22 protein-coding genes and 1 pseudogene are annotated in these 21,920 nt (G+C 58.3%); 15 read left to right on the plus strand and 8 right to left on the minus strand.

The genetic code is table 11. The annotated features are described in order from the left end of the window. The 4 genes and pseudogenes from ACIOMO_RS09880 to ACIOMO_RS09895 form a co-directional block, all read left to right on the plus strand. Positions 1-277, plus strand: a pseudogene (locus ACIOMO_RS09880) (succinate--CoA ligase subunit alpha); the annotation flags it as partial. A gap of 501 nt (positions 278-778) precedes the next feature. Next, positions 779-2,092 (plus strand): branched-chain amino acid transport system II carrier protein, encoded by a 1,314-nt coding sequence (gene brnQ / locus ACIOMO_RS09885; RefSeq protein ID WP_053118494.1) that lies wholly within the window; start codon positions 779-781, stop codon positions 2,090-2,092. Positions 2,093-2,344: 252 nt separating this feature from the next. Further along, positions 2,345-3,082, plus strand: a complete 738-nt coding sequence (locus ACIOMO_RS09890; RefSeq protein WP_159815062.1) for a DUF599 domain-containing protein — start codon at positions 2,345-2,347, stop codon at positions 3,080-3,082. Then, on the plus strand, positions 3,082-3,483 hold the full coding sequence (locus ACIOMO_RS09895; RefSeq protein ID WP_401240297.1) for an MAPEG family protein: 402 nt from the start codon (positions 3,082-3,084) through the stop codon (positions 3,481-3,483). Before ACIOMO_RS09890 ends, ACIOMO_RS09895 begins: the two co-directional genes overlap by 1 nt. Before the next feature lie 76 nt (positions 3,484-3,559). On the opposite strand, the gene ACIOMO_RS09900 is transcribed toward ACIOMO_RS09895, so the two are convergent. Continuing rightward, positions 3,560-3,796, minus strand: a complete 237-nt coding sequence (locus tag ACIOMO_RS09900; RefSeq protein WP_401240299.1) for a hypothetical protein — start codon at positions 3,794-3,796, stop codon at positions 3,560-3,562. 158 nt (positions 3,797-3,954) lie between these two features. Between ACIOMO_RS09900 and ACIOMO_RS09905 the strand changes: the two genes are divergently transcribed. From ACIOMO_RS09905 to ACIOMO_RS09920, 4 genes are all read left to right on the plus strand, one after another. After that, entirely contained in the window at positions 3,955-4,431 is a 477-nt protein-coding gene (locus ACIOMO_RS09905) for a PaaI family thioesterase (protein WP_053118507.1), read from the plus strand. After that, positions 4,428-4,880, plus strand: coding sequence for a PaaI family thioesterase (locus ACIOMO_RS09910; protein WP_053118509.1), 453 nt, complete (start codon positions 4,428-4,430; stop codon positions 4,878-4,880). Before ACIOMO_RS09905 ends, ACIOMO_RS09910 begins: the two co-directional genes overlap by 4 nt. A gap of 82 nt (positions 4,881-4,962) precedes the next feature. Continuing rightward, positions 4,963-6,867 (plus strand): molecular chaperone HtpG, encoded by a 1,905-nt coding sequence (gene htpG / locus ACIOMO_RS09915; protein WP_053118568.1) that lies wholly within the window; start codon positions 4,963-4,965, stop codon positions 6,865-6,867. Positions 6,868-6,935: 68 nt separating this feature from the next. Next, the gene (locus ACIOMO_RS09920; RefSeq protein WP_053118514.1) at positions 6,936-7,664 is read left to right on the plus strand and encodes a dienelactone hydrolase family protein; all 729 of its coding nucleotides are present in this window, start codon (positions 6,936-6,938) and stop codon (positions 7,662-7,664) included. Positions 7,665-7,748: 84 nt separating this feature from the next. On the opposite strand, the gene ACIOMO_RS09925 is transcribed toward ACIOMO_RS09920, so the two are convergent. Both ACIOMO_RS09925 and ACIOMO_RS09930 read right to left on the minus strand, forming a co-directional pair. Then, a complete protein-coding gene (locus ACIOMO_RS09925) occupies positions 7,749-8,621 on the minus strand; it encodes a pirin family protein (RefSeq protein ID WP_401240304.1) in 873 nt (290 codons plus the stop codon). A gap of 61 nt (positions 8,622-8,682) precedes the next feature. Further along, complete coding sequence (locus tag ACIOMO_RS09930; protein ID WP_053118518.1) at positions 8,683-9,099, minus strand: OsmC family protein; 417 nt, start codon at positions 9,097-9,099, stop codon at positions 8,683-8,685. Positions 9,100-9,228: 129 nt separating this feature from the next. On the opposite strand from ACIOMO_RS09930, the gene ACIOMO_RS09935 reads away from it, so the two are divergent. Further along, positions 9,229-10,275 (plus strand): amidohydrolase family protein, encoded by a 1,047-nt coding sequence (locus ACIOMO_RS09935; protein ID WP_371262364.1) that lies wholly within the window; start codon positions 9,229-9,231, stop codon positions 10,273-10,275. A gap of 138 nt (positions 10,276-10,413) precedes the next feature. Then, positions 10,414-12,039, plus strand: a complete 1,626-nt coding sequence (locus tag ACIOMO_RS09940; protein WP_401240306.1) for a methyl-accepting chemotaxis protein — start codon at positions 10,414-10,416, stop codon at positions 12,037-12,039. A gap of 167 nt (positions 12,040-12,206) precedes the next feature. On the opposite strand, the gene ACIOMO_RS09945 is transcribed toward ACIOMO_RS09940, so the two are convergent. From ACIOMO_RS09945 to purM, 3 genes are read right to left on the minus strand one after another with little or no spacing between them, the layout of a single operon-like run. Beyond that, positions 12,207-12,920, minus strand: a complete 714-nt coding sequence (locus ACIOMO_RS09945; RefSeq protein ID WP_053118524.1) for a DUF3108 domain-containing protein — start codon at positions 12,918-12,920, stop codon at positions 12,207-12,209. An 8-nt stretch (positions 12,921-12,928) separates the two neighbouring features. Next, a complete protein-coding gene (purN, locus tag ACIOMO_RS09950) occupies positions 12,929-13,579 on the minus strand; it encodes a phosphoribosylglycinamide formyltransferase (protein ID WP_053118526.1) in 651 nt (216 codons plus the stop codon). Then, positions 13,579-14,637: a phosphoribosylformylglycinamidine cyclo-ligase gene (purM, locus tag ACIOMO_RS09955; protein ID WP_053118528.1), complete on the minus strand. Its 1,059-nt coding sequence runs from the start codon at positions 14,635-14,637 to the stop codon at positions 13,579-13,581. Before purM ends, purN begins: the two co-directional genes overlap by 1 nt. Positions 14,638-15,011: 374 nt before the next feature. On the opposite strand from purM, the gene ACIOMO_RS09960 reads away from it, so the two are divergent. The 5 genes from ACIOMO_RS09960 to ACIOMO_RS09980 all read left to right on the plus strand — a co-directional run bounded on the left by ACIOMO_RS09960 (position 15,012) and on the right by ACIOMO_RS09980 (position 19,701). Beyond that, positions 15,012-16,082, plus strand: a complete 1,071-nt coding sequence (locus ACIOMO_RS09960; protein ID WP_401240310.1) for a DUF2066 domain-containing protein — start codon at positions 15,012-15,014, stop codon at positions 16,080-16,082. A 31-nt stretch (positions 16,083-16,113) separates the two neighbouring features. Further along, on the plus strand, positions 16,114-17,187 hold the full coding sequence (locus ACIOMO_RS09965; protein ID WP_053118532.1) for an AI-2E family transporter: 1,074 nt from the start codon (positions 16,114-16,116) through the stop codon (positions 17,185-17,187). A gap of 206 nt (positions 17,188-17,393) precedes the next feature. After that, positions 17,394-18,098, plus strand: a complete 705-nt coding sequence (gene hda / locus ACIOMO_RS09970) for a DnaA regulatory inactivator Hda (RefSeq protein WP_034156234.1) — start codon at positions 17,394-17,396, stop codon at positions 18,096-18,098. A 226-nt stretch (positions 18,099-18,324) separates the two neighbouring features. After that, positions 18,325-18,942, plus strand: coding sequence for a C40 family peptidase (locus ACIOMO_RS09975; protein ID WP_053118534.1), 618 nt, complete (start codon positions 18,325-18,327; stop codon positions 18,940-18,942). A 222-nt stretch (positions 18,943-19,164) separates the two neighbouring features. After that, positions 19,165-19,701, plus strand: coding sequence for a C40 family peptidase (locus tag ACIOMO_RS09980; RefSeq protein WP_053118536.1), 537 nt, complete (start codon positions 19,165-19,167; stop codon positions 19,699-19,701). Between the two features lie 136 nt (positions 19,702-19,837). Here ACIOMO_RS09980 and ACIOMO_RS09985 read toward each other — a convergent pair whose 3' ends face one another. Together ACIOMO_RS09985 and ACIOMO_RS09990 are read right to left on the minus strand one after the other, a co-directional pair. After that, positions 19,838-21,151, minus strand: coding sequence for a PQQ-dependent sugar dehydrogenase (locus tag ACIOMO_RS09985; protein WP_401240316.1), 1,314 nt, complete (start codon positions 21,149-21,151; stop codon positions 19,838-19,840). A gap of 64 nt (positions 21,152-21,215) precedes the next feature. Then, positions 21,216-21,800: a hypothetical protein gene (locus tag ACIOMO_RS09990; RefSeq protein ID WP_401240318.1), complete on the minus strand. Its 585-nt coding sequence runs from the start codon at positions 21,798-21,800 to the stop codon at positions 21,216-21,218. Positions 21,801-21,920: the final 120 nt, after the last annotated feature.

Consider the following 21,920-nt stretch of genomic DNA (forward strand, 5'->3'; position numbering starts at 1 on the left):
AGCGATCGTGATGATCGGTGAGATCGGCGGTTCGGCTGAAGAAGAAGCGGCTGCCTACATCAAGGCACACGTGACCAAGCCGGTTGTTTCCTACATCGCTGGTGTGACTGCTCCTCCGGGCAAGCGCATGGGCCATGCTGGCGCAATCATCTCTGGCGGCAAAGGCACTGCAGACGAGAAATTCGCTGCACTGCAAGACGCAGGCGTTAAAACCGTGCGTTCGCTGGCAGACATCGGCAAGGCCCTGGCCGAGCTGACCGGTTGGGCTGTCAAGTAAGCCTCGCGCTTAACTGACGCTTCACCAAACAAAGGCCACCTTCGGGTGGCCTTTGTCGTTTCTGGCGTATGAGATTTATGTGGGCTCTTGTGGCGAGGGGATTTATCCCCGATGGGCTGCGAAGCGGCCCCAAGAATCTGAACTGGAATAACCTGACTTATCGCGGTCGAGAGCATTGGGGCTGCTGCGCAACCCATCGGGGATAAATCCCCTCGCCACAAGTTTCGGCGGGGAAACTGGTATTTGGTTTGAACAACAAAGCACTGGATATGAAAAATAGATACGTAAACGCGACACAGAAACGTCGCGTATCGGATAGTTCGCCCTCTAACAGTGCGTTTGCAGGCCAAATTCGTTAGGCTAGCAGCCATTTTTGCGTCTGCCGCCCACAAGGCATGCAACGCGCTTTAAGGGTCAGTCCCATACGGATCGACAGCATTTCCCTAATTACACAGGGCAATCCCCCTCTAAATTCCGATTCAGTAGTGTGGTATTACCTTAATGAAAGTTTTGAAAGGTCAGGACATCCTGGCACTTGGCTTTATGACATTTGCCCTGTTCGTTGGGGCCGGCAACATTATCTTCCCGCCTATCGTTGGCCTGCAGGCCGGACCTCACGTCTGGATGGCTGCGCTGGGTTTTCTGATCACCGCCGTTGGTTTGCCGGTGATCACCGTCGTTGCACTGGCCAAGGTCGGTGGGTCGATGGACGCGCTGAGCAGCCCGATCGGTAAAGTCGCGGGCGGCATTCTTGCGGCTGCGTGCTATCTGGCCGTCGGCCCGCTGTTCGCCACTCCGCGTACCGCCACCGTGTCCTTCGAAGTCGGTTTGGCGCCGTTGACCGGCGAAAGCCCGCTGGCACTGTTCCTCTACAGCTCGGTGTACTTCCTGCTGGTGTTCTTCATCTCGCTCTACCCGGGCCGTTTGCTGGACACTGTTGGCCGTTTCCTCGCGCCGCTGAAGATCATCGCGCTGGCCGTGCTCGGTATCGCTGCATTCGCCTTGCCGGCGGGTGACGTCGGCCACGGTACGCCGGAATACGTCGCGGCACCGTTCTCCCAGGGCTTCATCAATGGTTACCTGACCATGGATACCCTCGGCGCGCTGGTGTTCGGCATCGTCATCGTCAACGCGATCCGCTCCCGTGGCGTCGAGTCGCCGAAGTTGATCACCCGTTACGCGATCATCGCCGGTTTGATCGCCGGTGTCGGTCTGGCACTGGTCTACATCAGCCTGTTCCGTCTGGGTTCCGGCAGCCATGAAGTGGCCGTCGGTGCAACCAACGGCGCGGCGGTCTTGCACGCTTACGTGCAACACACCTTCGGTTCGCTGGGCAGCGGTTTCCTCGCGGTACTGATCTCGCTGGCGTGCCTGGTGACTGCAGTAGGTCTGACCTGCGCCTGTGCCGAGTACTTCAGTCGTGTGCTGCCACTGTCGTACAAGACCCTGGTGATCATCCTCGCGGCGTTTTCGCTGCTGGTGTCCAACCTCGGTCTGACCAAGCTGATCGCGTTCTCCATTCCGGTGCTGACTGCTATCTACCCGCCGTGCATCGTGTTGGTGGCGCTGAGCTTCTGCAAAGACTTCTGGCATGAACACGGTCGTATCCTCGGCCCGGTGATGCTGGTGTCGTTCCTGTTCGGCAGCATCGACGCACTGAAAGGCGCTGGTCTGGCTGACTGGATGCCGACGCAGCTGTCGCACCTGCCGCTGAGCGAGCAAGGTCTGGCGTGGCTGGTGCCGTGTGTGATGACTTTGGTGGTTGCAGTGGTGTGTGATCGCCTGCTGGGCAAGCGCAGCGAAGCGGTTGCCTGAGGTTGGCTGACCCGCCATAAGCAGGTCTTCAACGCTTAAACAGAAATGCCCCGTATCAATCGATACGGGGCATTTTTTATGGGCGTCAGGCAGTGTCTTTTTCCCTGAACCATCGTCGAAGGGTTGCATCGCTTTTTGTAGGAGCAGAGCTTGCTCGCGAAAGCGATCTGACATTCAACATTGATGTCGACAGAAACGCCGCTTTCGCGAGCAAGCTCTGCTCCTACAAGTTCACGTATTCAAGGGAATTGCATGTCGTTCATCCAGGCCAATCTGATCCACTTGCTCGCCGCGTGCTGGTTTGTCATCTGCTGGGGCGGTTATACCCGTTATGCCACGTGGAAGGGCCGCGACACCGCGTGCCTGGCCAGCGTGCTGCACTTGTACCGAGAAGACTGGATGCGCCGCATGCTCTTGCGTGACAACCGCATCGCCGACGCCAGTGTGATCGGCAATCTGGAGCGCAACGCCTCGTTTTTCGCCTCGAGCACGCTGATCATCCTAGCCGGTATTCTCACCGTGCTCGGCGCCTCCGAGCGGGCGGTGTCGTTGCTGGCGGACATCCCGATGGTGCAGCAAGCGTCGCAGGGCATGTCGGAAATCAAATTGCTGTGCCTGGCGATGGTGTTCGTCTACGCCTTCTTTACCTTCAGTTGGTGCATGCGCCAGTACAACTTCGCGGCGGTGCTGGTCGGTTCGGCGCCGATGATCGGCGAGCGTCATGTCTCCGAACAGGAGCGTAAAGCGTTCGCGGCACGGGCGGCGCGGGTGATTTCGATGGCGGCCAACCAGTTCAACTTCGGTCTGCGTTCTTACTACTTCGGCATGACCATGCTCGCGTGGTTCGTCAGCCCGTGGCTGTTCATGTTGTTGAGCACTGGCGTGGTGCTGGTCTTGTACCGTCGCGAGTTTCATTCGGACGTTCTCGACGTAATGGTCTATACCCCTACAGAGGCGCCCATTCCCGAGGCGAACAAAGAGGCCGCTTGATGAGTATTCCGTTCTGGTGTGTGTTTATCAGCGCTTTGCTGATTTATGTGGCGCGTATGCCGGTGGCCAAGGCGATGAAAGAGCAGGGCGGTTACAACAACCACTTGCCGCGCCAACAACAGGCGCAACTGACCGGATACGGCGCGAGGGCGCTGGCGGCGCATCAGAACAGTATCGAAGCGTTCATGTTATTTGCCGTGGGTGTGTTAATGGCGCACACCACGCAAACGGTAGGATGGCTGATCGATACATTGGCGATCATCTTCGTCATCGCCCGCATGGTCTATTTGTGGTTCTACCTGGCTGATCTGCCAGCGCTGCGTAGCCTGGTCTGGTTCGTTGGCTTAGTGTGTTCGCTGTTGCTGATGATTAGTCCGACTTTTAGAACCCTTTTGCTCTAAGCGCCATTGCCGTTAAATCCCAGACAAAAGAAAACCCGCACTTGGCGGGTTTCCTTTTTCAGCGGTAAAAAGCAGATTATTGCTTTTTAGCAGCTTCGTCTTGCGCAGCAGCGTTCGATTCAGCCTGAGCTTTGGCAGCTTCGGCGTTTTCTTTCGCAGCGTCGTTCACTTTATCCTGAGCTTTGTTCATGTCTTGCTGAGCTTGTTCAGCATGTTGGTTGGCATCTTGAGCTTTGTCCTCGGATTTTTTATCGCAGGCAGCGAGACCGAGGGTAGCGGTCAACATCAAGGCAATAGCAAAAGTCTTACGCATGGGGTGTTTCTCCTTATGGAAAATAACTACTGGCCTTAAGAGCTTTGCGCTACAGGTTAAGTTCCTCATTTGTTTCAGATATATAAGTTTGTTTTGCCACGGAACTTTTGGCCTGTTGGCTACTACTGGCCAATGGCTTTAACGAGAGTAATTATCATATGGCTGAAAACCCCGTTTTTGAGCGCGCGACGCGATTTCTTTCGGCGTTAAGACACTGTCAGGTACTGGGTTTGCGGGTACATGAAGCCTCCAGCGAAGGGCTTACGGTGATCCTGCCTTACAGCTCACGAATTGTCGGAAATCCGCAGACCGGCGTGATTCACGGCGGGGCAATCACCTCGTTGATGGACACCGCTTGCGGGATGTCGACATTGTGCGTGTTGCCGGAATTCGAAGTCTGCCCGACCCTCGATTTACGCATCGACTATATGCACGCCGCCGAACCGAACAAAGACGTCTATGGCTTCGCCCAGTGCTACCGGGTAACCACCGATGTGATCTTTGCACGCGGTTTCGCCTATCAGGACGATCCTGCACAACCCATCGCCCACGTCGTTGGCACCTTTATGCGCATGGGCAAGGGCCTCAAAGGCACCAAAGGCTTCGGCGGCGTGATCAAGGGAGCAGGGCAATGAGCGATGATCTGAAACAGCAACTGCAACTCGCTCACGCTCAAGGTGATTACGCGCCACTGTTGAAACTGATTCCCTACGCGGGTTTGATCGGCGTCGAATGTTCGCGGGTCGGTGATGAATTGCTGTTCAAGTTGCCAGCGAACAAGGACAACATTGGTAACCCTTTACTGCCCGCGATCCACGGCGGCGTGATTGCCGGGTTCATGGAACTGGCTGCGGCGCTGCACCTGTTGATCTTCACCGAAGCGCCGGGCGTGCCGAAGATTATCGATTTCTCCCTCGATTACCTCCGCGCCGGGCAATTTCGCGATACTTGGGCCAAATGTCAGGTGTGCCGGCAGGGGCGTCGCGTCGCCAACGTCGCAATCACGGCGTGGCAAAGCACCGAAGGCGAGCCGATTGCCACCGCTCGCGCGCACTTCAAAATTGATGAGCCCTTGAAATCCTGAACAGCGCCCCAAACTCAGAGAACAACCCGCCGCCGACCATTTCGGGTCGCGGCCACTGCCATCTGATTGGAGTTTGATGACCATGAGTGTGGAAACTCAAAAGGAAACCCTGGGCTTCCAGACCGAGGTGAAGCAACTGCTGCACCTCATGATCCATTCGCTGTATTCCAACAAGGAAATTTTCCTTCGCGAATTGATCTCGAACGCCTCTGACGCTGTCGACAAGCTGCGCTTCGAAGCCCTGGCCAAGCCAGAGTTGCTCGAAGGTGGCGCTGATCTGAAAATCCGTGTGAGCTTCGACAAAGACGCCAAGACCGTCACCCTCGAAGACAACGGTATCGGCATGAACCGTGACGATGTGATCACCCACCTGGGTACCATCGCCAAATCCGGCACTGCCGATTTCATGAAAAACCTTTCCGGCGATCAGAAGAAGGATTCGCACCTGATCGGTCAGTTCGGTGTCGGTTTCTACTCCGCGTTCATCGTTGCCGACCAGGTTGACGTGTACTCACGTCGCGCCGGTACTCCAGCCAGCGAAGGCGTGCACTGGTCGTCGAAAGGCGAGGGCGAGTTCGAAGTTGCGAACATCGACAAGCCAGAGCGCGGCACCCGTATCGTTCTGCACCTCAAAGCTGCTGAAGACGAATTCGCCGATGGCTGGCGCCTGCGCAACATCATCAAGAAGTACTCCGATCATATCGCGCTGCCAATCGAGCTGCCGAAAGAAGTGGCACCTGCTGAAGGTGAAGAAACACCAGCGGCCGAGTGGGAAACCGTCAACCGCGCCAGCGCCCTCTGGACTCGCCCTCGCACTGAAGTGAAGGACGAGGAATACCAGGAGTTCTACAAACACATCGCTCACGACTTTGAAAACCCGCTGGCCTGGAGCCACAACAAAGTCGAAGGCAAGCTCGAATACAGCTCGCTGCTGTACGTGCCGGCCCGCGCACCGTTTGACCTGTACCAGCGTGAAGCGCCGAAAGGCCTGAAGCTGTACGTGCAACGCGTGTTCGTCATGGATCAGGCCGAGTCGTTCCTGCCGCTGTACCTGCGCTTCATCAAAGGCGTGGTCGATTCCAACGACCTGTCGCTGAACGTGTCGCGTGAGATCCTGCAGAAAGACCCGATCATCGATTCGATGAAGACCGCGCTGACCAAGCGCGTGTTGGACATGCTGGAAAAACTGGCGAAAAACGAGCCTGAGCAATACAAAGGCTTTTGGAAGAACTTCGGTCAGGTCATGAAAGAAGGCCCGGCAGAAGACTTCGCCAACAAGGAAAAAATTGCCGGTCTGCTGCGTTTCGCATCGACCAACGGCGACGACGGCGAGCAGATCGTCGGTCTGGCCGACTACCTGGCCCGCGCCAAGGAAGGTCAGGACAAGATCTACTACCTCACCGGCGAAACCTACGCGCAGGTCAAGAACAGCCCGCACCTGGAGGTCTTCCGCAAGAAAGGCATCGAAGTGTTGCTGCTGACCGACCGCATCGACGAGTGGCTGATGAGCTACCTCAGCGAATTCGACGGCAAGACTTTTGTCGACGTGGCACGCGGTGACCTCGATCTGGGCAACCTGGACTCGGAAGAGGACAAGAAAGCTGCAGAAGAAGTCGCCAAGTCCAAAGAAGGTCTGGTTGAGCGTCTGAAAACCGCGCTGGGCGATTCCGTGGCCGAAGTCCGGGTTTCTCATCGTCTGACCGATTCGCCAGCCATCTTGGCCATCGGCGAGCAGGATCTGGGTCTGCAAATGCGTCAGATCCTCGAAGCCAGCGGGCAGAAAGTGCCGGATTCGAAGCCGATCTTCGAATTCAACCCAAGCCACCCGCTGATCGAGAAACTCGATGGCGAGCAGAGCGAAGAGCGTTTTGGCGACCTGTCGCACATCCTCTTCGATCAGGCAGCCCTGGCTGCCGGCGACAGCTTGAAGGATCCGGCCGCTTATGTGCGCCGTCTGAACAAGCTGCTGGTTGAGCTGTCGGTTTAACCAAGTCGTAGAAAAACCCGCTTCGGCGGGTTTTTTCATTCTGGTGTTTAGCAAATCAGGAGTCAGAAATGAGCCAAGTCACAGTACGTTCCGTGGTCTATCAGATTGACGGCCAGCCTTATGAAGGTCGTCTGGCGTTCGACGCCGAGCACAAAGGCGCGCGTCCGGGTTTGTTGATGGCGCCGAACTGGATGGGCGTCAGCGCGGGCGCGGAAGAAATCGCCAAGTCGGTGGCGGCCAAGGGCTACGTGGTGTTGATTGCTGACGTCTATGGTCAGGCCGTGCGTCCACAGAACGCTGATCAGGCGGGTGCGGCGATGATGCCGCTGAAGGATGACCGTGCGTTGCTGCGCAAGCGAATGCAGGCGGCGTTCGAGCAGTTGCAGAAGCAGGGCGAAGCGGCGGTTGATACCTCGAAACTGGCGGTGTTCGGGTTCTGCTTTGGCGGTTGCTGTGCACTGGATCTGGCGCGCACCGGTGCGCCGGTGAAAGCGGCGGTGTCGTTCCATGGCACGCTCGATTCGCCGAACCCGGCGGATGCGCAGAACATCAAAGGCTCGGTGCTAGTGCTGCACGGTGCTTCCGACCCGTTGGTGCCGAAGGAACAATTGCCGGCGTTTGAAGATGAGATGAACGCGGCGAATGTCGATTGGCAGTTGCTCAGCTACGGCGGTGCGGTGCACTCGTTTACTGACCCGCATGCGAACGTGCCGGGCAAGATGATGTACGACGAGAAAACGGCCAAGCGCGCGTTCAAGTCGATGCATGATTTGCTGGATGAAGTGTTCAAAGGCTGATTTTTCAAGATCAAAAGATCGCAGCCTGCGGCAGCTCCTACACGCGATCAATGTAGGAGCTGCCGCAGGCTGTGATCTATTGCTTTATCGGCCTGCCGGTAATTCAATCCGCTCAACTTCCCCCGGCACCGTCGGCCAATCCCCGGCCGCCCATTTACGCCGTGCCTCATCGATCGCCGCCGGATCGCTCGCGACAAAATTCCAGTTGATCCGCCGAGGCCCGTCCAACGGCGCGCCGCCAAACACCACGGCGTGCACATCACTCTCGGCAAACAAACTCATCTCTTCCCCCGCCGGCAACACCATCAGCGCATGCGGCTCAATCGCTTCGCCGTTCAACTGCGCATCACCACGCAGCACATACACCGCCCGTTCTTCATGCTCGGTCGGAATCAGCAGTGTGGTCGCCGTTTGCATCTGCACTTCGGCATATAACGTAGGAGAAAGCACCGGCACCGGTGATTCCAGGCAAAAGCCTGACCCGGCAATCATGCGAATCTGCACGCCAAGGTTATCGCTGACCGGCAACGTCGCCGCCGGGTGATAGCTGTAATGCCCCGGGCCTTGTTCGTGATCCTTGGGCGAGGCCAGCCAGATCTGCAAGCCGTGCATCGTGAAACTCTGTTCCCACAACGGCTCCGGCGTGCGCTCAACGTGGGCGATCGCGCTGCCGGCGGTCATCCAGCTGACATCGCCGGCGCTGACCACCTGGTCGGAGCCGAGGCTGTCCTTGTGCTGGATCTGCCCTTGGAACAAGTAGGTGAGGGTCGACAGACCGATGTGCGGGTGCTGTCGGATGTTCATGCCTTTGCCCGTGGGATAAACCGTCTCGAGCATGTGGTCAAAAAACACGAATGGCCCGACGCTGCGGCATTTGGCTGACGGCAACGGGCGCAGAATCGGCTGGCCTTCGACGTCTTCGGCGCGCGGGCGGATGATCAGAGGTTGCGTGTCCATGGTGCATTCCAGGCTGAGCGGGTGATGCCAGAAGCATAACCCGCCGCTGGCATCAGGAGGATTACTGGCTGTCGAAGCCTTGTGGCGCGTGGGTTTCGATGGTGACGTCGCTGGTGGTCATCAGCTTGTGAATCGGGCAGCGGTCGGCGACGCGCAGCAGTTCTTCACGCTGAGCATCGGTGAGCACGCCTTTGAGGGTGAGGGTGACGTGCAGGACGTATTTGCCTTTTTGCTCTTCGCTATTGTCGCGTTTGACGTCGACGCCCACACCGGTCAGCGGGATGTCTTTCTTTTTCGCGTACATTTTCAGGGTCAGGGCTTTGCAGGCGCCCAGCGCGGCGTCGAAATAATCGTGCGGCTCTGGCGCCGTGCCTTCACCGCCGGCAGCTGCCGGGACGTCGGTGAACAATTCGAGATCATCGATTTTTACGGAGTGACGGAAACCTTCGGCAGAGACGGTATTGACGGTGATGGTCATGTGAACCTCGCTATCGGTGGGAAAATGTACTTCGATCAAAAAGGATCTTGCAGTTATAGAGCATTGTCGCCGCTGAACGTTTCACTTTCCGGCTGGCTGAACCTCGGTGGCTGCGCTGGGGTCTAGTCTGTGCCTACCTGCCGGAGATTACTTGTGTCCTTGTTTCGTTTGAGTCTTGCCAGCCTGTTGCTGATTGCCGGTGCCGCCCATGCGCGGGATTACACCTACAGCGATGCGCACCTGCATTACGTGGATTTTTTCCAGGAAACCGCTGGCATGCCGAAATTGCTGACAGCGATGAAAGAAAATTCCGTCGAGCACGTGATGATTTCCGGCATTCCGGTGGCGAAGAAATGGCACGAAGATGAACCGAAACGTCCACGCTATTACGCCGGTGATGACGCCGATGCCTATTGGTACAGCGCCACTGATGTGATCGTCGCCGATGCCGTGCAAAAACTGCCTGCTGAGCAGCGCCCGTACTTTCATCCGTTCCTCTCCGGCTTCAATCCGAACGACAAGAACTCCGCCGCGCACATTCAGCGCATGCTCGATCTGTACCCGGGGCTGTGGCAGGGCATTGGCGAAGTGTTTACCCGTCATGATGACCTGACGGCGCTGACCTCCGGCGACACCCCGCGCGCCAACAATGAGGCGATGACCAAGATCTATCACCTGGCCGCCGAGAACGATTTGCCGGTAATGTTGCACTCGAACATCACCTCCAAGCGTGAGAAAAATCCGCTTTATCTGTCGGAAGTCGAAGAGCCGCTGCGCAACCACCCGCACACCCGGTTTATCTGGGCGCACGCCGGCACCAGCGCCGAGATTCATCGGCATCAGACACAGATGGATTTCTTGCTGCCAACGCTGACGCGCATGCTGGAGGCCTATCCGAATCTGTACATCGACCTGTCGTGGAGCATGCTCACCCCGTATCTGCTGGATGAGCAAGGCAAGCCGCGCAAAGAGTGGCTGGCGCTGGTCGAGCGCTACCCTGAGCGCTTCATGCTGGGCTCGGACGTGGTAGGTCGATTCAACAAGCTGGGTAAGGAAATGCACAGCTTCAATCCGTTCCTCGACGCATTGCCTACAGAGGTCGCGCATAAAGTCGCGCGGGATAACTTCCTCGCGATCCTGCCGAAAACTTCGCCCAAGTCAGGTATTGATCGCTGAAACGTTATTGCCAAGCGTTCGAAGTATTAAGGCGTTTTGATATCACTATTTCGTCTTACGCAAATTCGCAAAGGGCCGATACCTTCTAAAGCAACCAGCTGCAGGGTTGATGCAGAGCTTTTGGAAGGAACCAGAGCAATGAGTATCCGTAGTCTCAATATTGCCCCGCGCGCCGGTCTGGGTTTTGGCCTGTTGGCGCTGATGGTGTTTGCCCTTGGGGCGTTCGCCCTGCTGCAAATGGCCAACATGCGTGCGCAATCCGACGAGGTCGATAACAACTGGCTGCCCAGTGTGATGGCGGTCGGCGAGATGAGTCAGGACATGCTGCGCCTGCGTGCGCTGACCATGCGCCTGCTGCTCAATCGCGATCCGCAGGCGCTTGAGCAGAACGTCGCCAAGCTCAATGAGCTGCGCGGCGTGCTCAGCGAAGCCCAGCAAACTTATGACGTGCTGATTGTTCTGCCGGAGGAGCGCGCGTTGTTTGATCGCTTCAAGGTCGCCGAACACAAATACCTGGAATATCAGGCGCGAGTCATGCAACTGTCCGCGCAGAACCGCGTGGAAGAGGCGGCGAGCATTCTCAACGGCCAGATGAGTCCATTGGCCGATGAAATCGCAGTCATTCTGCGTGAGTTGGTCGAGCTGAATAAGCACAACGCCAATCTCGCCACCGAGGCCGCTCGGCTGGTGTTCACCAATTCGCGGGTGTGGGTCGGGGTGATGATCGGCATTACCGCGCTGATCACCATCGGTCTCGCGGTGATGCTGACACGCAGCATCGTGCTGCCGCTGGCGCAATCGCTTGGAGTGGCGGAAGTGGTCGCTGCTGGCGACCTGACCGGCGACATCACTATCAGCGGAAAGGATGAACCGGCGCGGCTGCTGCAAGCGTTGCAAAGCATGCAGCACAATTTGCGCGACACGATCCGGCGAATTTCCGAATCCTCCAGCCAACTCGCCTCGGCCTCGGAAGAGCTGAGCTGCGTCACGGAAGACGCTACGCGCGGGTTGCATCAGCAGAGTCTGGAAATCGAACAGGCGGCGACGGCGGTGAATCAGATGACGGCAGCGGTTGAGGAGGTTGCCAGCAATGCGGTGGCGACGTCCGAAGCTTCGCGTGAATCGGATCGCATTGCTCAGCATGGGCGTCAACAGGTGCAGCAGACCGTGTCGTCGATTGAGTTTCTCGCTGAAGACGTGACCAACAATGCCACGCAGGTCGAGAATCTGGCGGACAAGGTGCATGGCATCAGCAAGGTGCTGGACGTGATTCGCTCGATTGCCGAGCAGACCAATTTGCTCGCGCTGAACGCGGCGATTGAAGCCGCGCGGGCCGGTGATGCCGGGCGAGGGTTTGCGGTGGTGGCGGATGAAGTACGCGCACTGGCGCATCGCACGCAGCAATCGACGCACGAGATCGAGCAGATGATCAGCGGGATTCAGCAGGGCACCGATTCGGCGGTTAATTCGATGCAGCAGAGTAATGTCCGGGCGCGTTCGACACTGGAGCTGGCGAAAGCTGCCGGAGTGGCGCTGGAGGAGATTGCCTCGGCGTTTACGCTGATCAACGAACGCAATCTGGTCATCGCCAGTGCGTCGGAGGAGCAGGCGGCGGTGGCGCGGGAGGTGGATCGTAATCTGATGAACATTCGTGATCTGGCGATGCAGACCTCGGCAGGGGCGAATCAGACGAGTGCGGCGAGTCAGGAGTTGTCGCGGTTGGCGGTGGATTTGAACAGCATGGTGGCGAAGTTTTCTGTCTGAAATTACCCCTGTAGGAGCTGTCGAGTGAAACGAGGCTGCGATCTTTTGATGTTGATTTTTTAAGATCAGGATCAAAAGATCGCAGCGTGCCGCAGCTCCTACAGAGGCGCAAGTTGCCAGCAAAAAAAAGCCCCGCATCTCGCGGGGCTCTTTCATCGTGCGTCGAATCAGCTGCCTTTAACGGCTTTGCCGTTGACCGTGCCGTCGAGGAGCATGATGTTGTACTCCTTGCCGTCGGTTTCAACCTGTTGCAGGCGAACCAGCAGGTAATCCCAATCCTTGGCGAACCACAGGACGGTGATGCGCTTGCTTTGTGTCGGATCGCGAACGCGCTCGACCTTGATCGCGTCGATCTGGCCAGCCTTGGTTTCGACTTTCTCCGAACCCAGCACGCGGAAGTCGTAGGTATCGACCTCGCCATCATCGACTACCTGATAGCTCATGCTTTTCTTGCCGGCAGCCACATCATGCTGCAGCGCCAGTTGGTAGGTGGATTTGTCGACCATGCCACGGTTCAGCGGGATCTTCACCGCGTCGCCGCGATCAGTGCCGGTCACCAGTTTGTTGGCCCAGTCGAAGTCCAGGTCAGCCTTTTTCGCTTTGCCCAGACCGCCACGTTCGAAGTGGTAGGACTGTGGCAGCAAGGTGTCCTTGTCCAGGGTCAGGGTGCTTTCTTCGCTCAGGCTAGCGATCATCATCGATGCCTTGAAGCTGAGTTTCCAGACGCCGTTGGCTTCCTTGGTCAGGCTGCGCGAGGCGGTGCCGCTCATCGGCAGCTGTTTCCAGTCGGCGGTGTAGCTGGCGGAGAACGGTTGAAGGTCTGCTGCCTGTGCGAAGGGCAGGGCAAACAAGGCGCAAGCGAGAAGCAGGGCGCGACGCATAAAATCTCCTAGTGTCGAATCAAGTGGCCGCTGGCCGCAAGTAACTGGCCATCCAGTAAAGCACCGTCCGTACCGAGGGCCAGCCGGCCTTCAGCAAACCAGCGTATGGCCATCGGGTAGATCAGGTGTTCCTGAACGTGTACCCGCTGCGCCAGACTCTGCGGCGAATCGTGCAACTCTACCGGTATTACTGCCTGTACGACCAGTGGTCCGCCATCGAGTTCCTCGGTGACGAAGTGCACGGAGCAGCCGTGCTCCGTGTCGCCGGCTTCCAGCGCGCGCTGATGAGTGTGTAACCCTTTGTATTTGGGTAGCAGCGACGGATGGATGTTGAGCAGGCGCCCTTGGTAATGGCGAACGAAATCAGCGCTGAGAATGCGCATGAAACCGGCCAGTACCACGAGTTTGGGTTGGAATTCGTCGATCAGTTTGATCAGTGCAGCATCGAAGGCCTCACGACCTTCGAATGCCTTGTGATCCAGCGAGCGGGTAGCGATACCCGCGTCACTGGCGCGTTGCAGGCCGTACGCGTCGGCGCGGTTGGAAATCACCGCAGCGATGCGAACCGGGCTGTCGCCGGCTCGCGTGCTGTCGATCAAAGCCTGCAAGTTACTGCCGGTGCCGGACAACAGCACCACGACATCACAGGGTGCGGACATTAATGAGCCTTAAGGTTCTGCAGATCAACCTGAGCTGCGCCTTCGGCCGCAGCAGCGATCTGACCGATCACCCAAGGCTGCTCGCCAGCGTCACGCAGGGTGTTCAGGGCGACTTCAACGTGCTCCTGAGCCACGCAGATGACCATGCCGACGCCGCAGTTCAGCACGCGGTGCATCTCGGTTTCGTCAACGTTGCCTTGCTCTTGCAGCCAGTCGAACACGGCCGGGCGAGTCCAGCTGGCGACGTCAACAACAGCCTGAGCGCCTTTTGGCAGAACGCGCGGGATGTTGTCGAGCAGGCCGCCACCGGTGATGTGGGCCATGGCTTTGACGGCGCCGGTGTCTTTGATCAGCTTGAGCAGCGGCTTCACGTAGATGCGGGTCGGGGCCATCAGCAGGTCGGTCAGCGGTTTGCCGTCGAGCTGGATGTTTTCGATGTCGGCGCCAGACACTTCGATGATCTTGCGGATCAGCGAGTAGCCGTTCGAGTGCGGGCCGGACGATGGCAGCGCGATCAGCGCGTCACCGGTGGCAACTTTCGAACCGTCGATGATTTCAGCTTTTTCCACAACGCCGACGCAGAAGCCGGCCAGGTCGTAGTCTTCGCCTTCGTACATGCCTGGCATTTCAGCGGTTTCGCCGCCAACCAGCGAGCAACCCGACAGTTCGCAGCCAGCGCCGATGCCGGTAACCACTTGGGTCGCGGTCTCGACATTGAGTTTGCCGGTGGCGTAGTAGTCGAGGAAGAACAGTGGCTCAGCGCCGCACACCACCAGGTCGTTGACGCACATGGCGACCAGGTCGATGCCGATGCTGTCGTGCTTGTTCAGGTTCAGTGCCAGACGCAGCTTGGTGCCGACGCCGTCGGTGCCGGAAACCAGCACTGGCTGCTTGTAGCCGGCCGGGATTTCGCAGAGGGCGCCGAAACCGCCCAGGCCGCCCATGACTTCCGGGCGCGCAGTGCGCTTGGCGACGCTCTTGATGCGTTCGACCAATGCTTCACCGGCGTCGATGTCTACACCGGCGTCCTTGTAGCTCAGGGAGGGTTGCTTGCTCATGATCCAGGCCTTTAGGGGAGGGGATTCAGGGGTAACGACCGAGTTCAGCGGGAACATCGAAATCGAGGGGGCGAGTGCCTCACGCGAGTTTCGAGGGGCCCGGCTGTTGCCGGTCTGCGAAGGCGCGCGATTTTATCAGGCTTGAGGGGCAGCGGCCATCCTCGCACCGACGGGCAGGGCCATTATCTCGGGAAATTTTTTGCAATTAAGGCGTATCACTGCCTGTATAAGGTGTGGCAATTAACCGTCTATCGTTATCACTACGTAAAAACTTACCGCCGCCGTGTGAATGTTTTGCGAGGGTCAAGGGTCACAGCCTTGCTTAACCGGTTCACGCGGCCTGTTCCAGCCGCTCCTGTCGACGGGAATTTTCCATGCTTTTTCGTAAATTGTTGGTTGTAGGTTGTTTGTCTGTGGTCAGCCTGGCGAGTCATGCCGAAAACCTCAAAGGTCTCTATCAAGTCAGTCAGCCGGTCACCAGCCAGGCGCCGGAGGAGCGTGATCGCGCTACTCAGGCCGCACTGGATACGTTGGTGTTGCGCCTGACCGGCGACCCGAAAGCTGCGCAAAATCCCGGGCTGGCGGATATTCGCAAGAATCCGCAGCAGATCATTACTCAGTTCGGCTTCGACGCCGGGCCGCCGGAGGTGCTCAAGGTCAACTTCGATCCGAACGCTACCGAGCAGGCCTTGCGCCGCGCCGGGCTGTCGATGTGGGGTGCCAGTCGGCCGTCGATCCTGAGCTGGTGGCTGAACGAGTCAGCGGACGGCACGTATCTGGTGGGTGATGGTCAATCGACTGCCGGGCCATTGCGTGTGGCGGCTCAGCATCGCGGGTTGCCGCTGCGTTTGCCGTTGGCGGATCTGAGTGAACAACTGGTGGCGACTGCGCCGGCGCTGGAAGGTACGGATCCGGGGCCGTTGCGCGGGGTTTCCGAACGCTACAACGCCGATGCCTTGCTGGCCGTGCATGCGCGCGAAGAAGGCGGGCAGTGGCAGGCGAAATGGCATTTGTGGCTGGGTGAGCAGAAAGAGGCCGGCACTGTGCAGGGCGCCGATCAGGCTGCCGTCGCCGATGCGGTGATGCTGGCGGTGGCTGAGCGTCTGGCGCCACGTTTTGTTGCCAAGCCTGGTGCGTCGGGGCAGCAGACTCTGGAAGTGCAGGGCATGAATCTTGAGCATTATGCGGCGCTGTTGCGGTTACTCGAACCGTTCGGCGTGCGTCTGCAGAGTGTCGATGGCGATCGCATCGTCTATCGGGTCAATGGCAGTGCCGACCAGATGCGCGCGCAGTTGTCGCTGGCGAAGTTGCAGGAATTGCCGGCCGACGCGCCTGCACCGGTCGCGCCGCCGCAACCTGCGGTGGCGGGTGCAGCACCGGTCGCGGCTCCGGCTCCGGCTCCGGCTCCGACACCGGCAGCACCGTCGTTACGGTTTCGCTGGTAAGTCTTTCCTTATATAGAAGCAGGAGTGGTTCATGGCCGATACGCGGCGTTGGTTCTGGCTCGGTGGGGTTGTCCTGCTTTGCGCGTTTGTATGGTTGCTGCACCCGATCCTCACGCCGTTTCTGGTGGCGCTGCTGCTCGCGTATCTGTTCGATCCGCTGGTGGATCGCTTGGAGAAGCTTGGGCTGTCGCGTACGTGGGGCGTGATCGCGGTGTTTGCTTTGTTCACCCTGATCGTCACGACGCTGTTGCTGGTGCTGGTACCGATGCTCGCCAAGCAGTTGCTGCGTTTGTACGAACTGGCGCCGCAAATGCTCGACTGGCTGCAACACACGGCGCTGCCGTGGGCGCAGGCGAAGCTTGGGCTGTCGGACGGTTTCTGGAAGTTCGACAAGGTCAAAGCGGCCATCAGCGAACACATGGGACAGACCACCGACATCGTCAGTGTGGTGCTGAGTCAGGCCACGGCGTCGAGTCTGGCGTTGATCGGCCTGCTGGCGAATCTGGTGCTGATCCCGGTGGTGAGTTTCTACTTGCTGCGCGACTGGGACGTGATGATGGCCAAGATCCGCAGCCTGCTGCCACGTGATCGCGAAGAGCGCGTGGTAGCGTTGGCCGGTGAATGTCATGAGGTGCTGGGCGCGTTTGTGCGTGGTCAGTTACTGGTGATGCTCGCTCTGGGCGTGATCTATGCGGCGGGCCTGATGATCGTCGGTCTGGAGTTGGGGCTGTTGATCGGCCTGATCGCGGGTCTGGCGGCGATCGTGCCTTATATGGGATTCGTGATTGGTATCGGTGCGGCGCTGATTGCCGGGTTGTTCCAATTTGGTGGCGATCTGTACCCGATGGTTGGCATCGTTGCGGTGTTCATGGTCGGTCAGGCGCTGGAAGGCATGGTGTTGACACCGTTGCTGGTCGGCGACCGCATCGGCCTGCACCCGGTGGCGGTGATCTTCGCGATTCTGGCCGGTGGCGAGCTGTTTGGTTTTACCGGTGTGCTGCTGGCGCTGCCCGTGGCGGCGGTGATCATGGTCTTGGTGCGCCATATGCACGATTTGTATAAAGACTCTGATATGTACAGCGGAGTTGATGAGCCGGAGTTGTAATCACGACGGACAGCCCGGCGGTGCGCCGGGTTGGCCCGTGTCATGCAGGTGATTGCGTCAGAGAAACTGTCATAAAACCAGTGTGTTAACGCAAACCTTTGATTTTGCTTGGGGTCTGCTGCATTGTGCGCTCCGCCTCACGGGTATAAACTTCGCAAACTTTACACAGAGGCCACTAACGGTTCCTTGAGAACTGTTCAGTCAGCATGAAACCGATTCAGCTGCCCCTAGGTGTGCGTCTGCGTGACGACGCCACCTTTATCAACTACTACCCAGGCGCCAATGCCGCTGCACTCGGCTATGTCGAGCGCCTATGCGAAGCCGACGCCGGCTGGACCGAAAGCCTGATTTATCTTTGGGGCAAGCACGGGGTAGGGCGTACGCATCTGTTGCAGGCTGCGTGCTTGCGTTTTGAGCAGATGGGTGAACCGGCGGTGTACCTGCCGTTGGCCGAGTTGATGGATCGCGGTGTGGAAATCCTCGACAACCTTGAACAGTACGAGCTGGTTTGCCTGGATGATTTGCAGGTGATTGCCGGCAAGGCTGACTGGGAAGAGGCGATGTTTCATCTGTTCAACCGCTTGCGTGACAGCGGTCGACGGTTGTTGATTGCGGCGGCGACCTCGCCACGTGAATTGCCGGTCAAACTGGCCGATCTCAAATCGCGCCTGACCCTGGCGCTGATTTTCCAGATGCGCCCCCTCTCCGATGAAGACAAGTTGCGTGCCCTGCAATTGCGCGCGTCACGTCGCGGTCTGCACCTGACCGATGAAGTCGGGCATTTCATTCTGACTCGCGGTACCCGCAGCATGAGCGCGTTGTTTGATTTGCTCGAACAGCTCGATCAGGCCTCGCTGCAAGCTCAGCGCAAGCTGACAATTCCCTTCCTTAAAGAAACTCTCGGTTGGTAGCCAGCCCTGTGTCTCTGCGGCTTTGAGCGCGTTTCGGCATATTTCAGGCGTCAGAAAAAGCGCTTTCCTGCACCGGGTGCAGGCCGCGTAACGAGTGAAATGGGCTTAAGCGCTTAGATGTAAACGAGAAACCGAGAAGTCACAAAAAGATCGATTGAATTTGCAAATGAGGTTGATAGCGGGCATAGTCTCGGCTTCTTTACAACTATCAGCCACGGTCGTGCCCATGCTAAAGCGCTTCGCACCCCTCGTGCCTCTCGCACTCGTCACCCTGTTGTACGGTTGCGCTGCTCATTCTCCAGTTCAAGAGCAGCCTCAACAGGTTAAAAATTCTTCCACTGCTCAGTCTTCCGTTATTTATCAGGAAGAGTTGGCTACCGAAAAAGAACTCGCAGACTTCAGCGGCAGCAAGCCGTATGAATTGCCGGTTCTGGCCGACAGCATTCTCGAACGCGGCATGTCCCTGATCGGTACCCGTTACCGTTTCGGCGGTACCTCTGAAGCCGGTTTCGACTGCAGCGGTTTCATCGGTTACCTGTTCCGCGAAGAAGCCGGCATGAATCTGCCGCGCTCCACCCGCGAAATGATCAACGTAGACGCACCACTGGTCTCGCGTAGCGATCTGGAACCGGGCGATCTGCTGTTCTTCGCCACCAATGGTCGTCGCGGTCGTGTCAGTCACGCCGGGATCTACCTGGGCGATAACCAGTTCATTCACTCCAGCAGTCGTCGTAGCGGCGGTGTTCGCATCGACAACCTCGGTGACAGCTACTGGAGCAAGACCTTCATCGAAGCCAAGCGTGCACTCGCCATGGCCCCGACCGTGGTCACCGCTCGCAAGTAATTCCCCCCGTTGTCGCCGCGTTCGCGGCGACAAAACGGTTCCCGGCAAGGGAGTAGACCTATACTTTACAAGGTGAAGTTAAAGTCTTACTTGAAGTTTGCCGCGTAGCCGCTAGAATCCTGAATCTATATTGATGGCAAACCGCCTGCGTGCGTACGCAGGCGGTTTTGTTTTCTGCCCAATCGGCAGAATTAGCCGCAGCCAGATCAGGATGTTCTGCTTATGACCACGTCGGCCCGCCTCGTTTTGATCGCCTTCGCAGCGCTGCTCAGCGCTTGCGCCAGTCGCACACCGCCCCCTGCGCCGGTGGTTCGCGCCCCGATCGTGTTCGCCCCCTCAGAATCTTTTTCGCCTGCTGCTGAAGACGTGCTGTTTCGCGCGCTCGGCCTCGTTGGCACGCCGTATCGCTGGGGCGGCAATACGCCGGATTCGGGATTTGATTGCAGTGGCCTGATCGGCTTTGTTTACCGCGACGCGGCGGGCATCAACCTGCCACGCACCACGCGCGACCTGATCGTGATGCAGGCACCGAATGTCGGTAAGGAAGGCTTGCAGACCGGCGACCTGATCTTCTTCGCCACCAATGGTGGTTCGCAGGTCAGTCATGCGGGGATTTACGTTGGCGAAGGACGCTTCGTGCATGCGCCGGCCACGGGTGGCACGGTGAAGCTGGACAGCCTGTCGAAGGCGTATTGGCAGAAGGCTTATCTGAGCGCGAAGCGGGTGTTGCAGCCAGAGCATCTGGCGCGTAACCCGTAATAACGCCAACACAAAACCCAATAATGTAGGAGTGAGCCTGCTCGCGATAACGTTCGTTCAGTCAAAGAAGATGTCGACTGATACGACGCTATCGCGAGCAGGCTCACTCCTACAGTTGTTTTAGGTCAGGCAAAAATTATTTGGTAGAAGACACTCGCCAAACCTTGTTGCCCACATCATCCGCCACCAGCAAGCCACCTTGCTGATCGATCACCACGCCCACCGGGCGACCCAGCGCGTTCTCATCTTTGTCGAGAAAACCGGTCAACACATCCACCGGCGTTCCACTCGGTTTGCCACCAGTAAACGGCACAAAGATCACTTTATAACCACTGTGCGGTTTGCGGTTCCACGAGCCGTGCTGGCCGATAAACGCGCCTTCCTTGAACTGCGCCGGCAAAGTGTTGCCTTCGGCGAAGGTCAGGCCCAAAGAAGCGGTGTGCGGGCCAACCGCGTAATCCGGGGCGATGGCTTTGGCCACCAGATCCAGATTCTGCGGATTCACCCGCACATCGACATGCTGGCCGTAATAACTGAACGGCCAGCCATAGAAACCGCCGTCCTTTACCGACGTGATGTAGTCCGGCACCAGATCGCTGCCAATCTCGTCACGCTCATTCACCGCCGTCCACAGCGCGCCGCTGGTAGGCTCCCACGCCAAGCCATTGGGGTTGCGGATGCCTGAAGCGAAGATCCGGTGATTGCCGGTCGCGCGATCCACTTCCCAGATCGCCGCGCGGCCTTCTTCTTGATCCAGACCATTTTCGCCGACATTGCTGTTCGAGCCGACGGTGACGTACAGCTTGCTGCCGTCCTTGTTGGCAATAACATTTTTCGTCCAGTGATGGTTCAGCGTGCCGCCGGGCAAGTCAGTCACTTTGATCGGCTGCGATTTGATCTCGGTCGCGCCGGGCTCGTAGTTGAAGCGCAGCAAACGATCGGTGTCAGCGACGTACAAGTCATTGCCAACCAGTGTCATGCCAAACGGCGAATTGAGGTTCTGCAAAAACACCGTGCGCGTTTCGGCGACGCCATCGTGGTCAGCGTCGCGCAGCAAAGTGATGCGATTCGGGCTCGGTACGCCGGCGCCGGCCTTGCCCATGACTTTCTTCATCACCCAGCCTTTAATGCCTTTGCTGTCGTCCGGTTTCGGCGGGGCGTTGGTTTCCGCCACCAGCACATCACCGTTGGGCAGCACGTACATCCAGCGCGGATGATCGAGGCCTTCGGCAAACGCTGCGACTTGCGTACCGGCCGCCGCTGTCGGTTTGCCACCTTCGGGCCAGCCAATCGCCGGGGCGATGTTCACAGTGGGGATCAGAGTTTTGTTCGGTTCGGGCAGTTTCGGCGAAGGGCCGGTGCCGTCGGAGACTTGCAGGCTGGAGGTTTCACCACACGCGGCGAGCCCTCCGGCCAGAGCGATGACAAAAACGAGCTGGGGCTTGCGCATGACTGATCTTCCCTATGAATGCGTTCTTAATCATAGAGGAGGGCGCAAGCCCGATGGTTCAACCTCAGCCGCGAGCCTCTTTGAACAGCACGGCGATGCCGGGGTGATAGTTGCCGGCCTCGCTGCGCAATTTGCGGTAGGCGTAGGGGAAATACCAAGCGACCGCGCAGGTATGTTCCTTTTGCAAGTCGTCGACCATGTCCTGCAGTTCTTCGGGGCTGGCACTCTGCTGGGCTTTTTGCGGGGCGACGAACAGGCAGCCGAGCTTGAGGTCGCTGGCGAAGCTGATGCGTTTGGCGTCGCTGGTGATGTCGAGAAGTGCTTGCGTGAGGTTGAGGTTGTTCACTCGCGGCCAGCGCTGCGTGGCCTGAAGGTAAGCGCGGTCTTCGGGCCCTGCGATGAACAGGTCGGCGCAGGCATTGCGCTCGCCGTCTTCGTTCTGCTTGCGTGTCGCGGTGTCGTTGAGGGTGACCAGTTCGGCCATCCACGCCGCCGCGGTCAGCACGCCGAGATTGGCTTTCTCGTCATGCCAGTACGGCGTGTCACTGTCGCCGCGCACGGCGTTGTAACGGTCGATACAGTCAAACCAGCGTTCAAGCATCGGGCGCAGGAATTCCAGGCGCGGGTTGCTGATGATCATGCCTTGCATCGTCATCATCCTTATTCTTGTGAGTTGCTTTTATGGAAAAGCATGGCTCTTTGATATCATTTGTAACAGCCTTGCACAAGATTGCCGGCCGATAATTGATCAACGGCAGATAATCGTCCG

It is taken from the genome of Pseudomonas sp. NPDC087804 (assembly GCF_044742965.1).
Taxonomy (GTDB): Bacteria; Pseudomonadota; Gammaproteobacteria; order Pseudomonadales; family Pseudomonadaceae; genus Aquipseudomonas; species Aquipseudomonas rustica.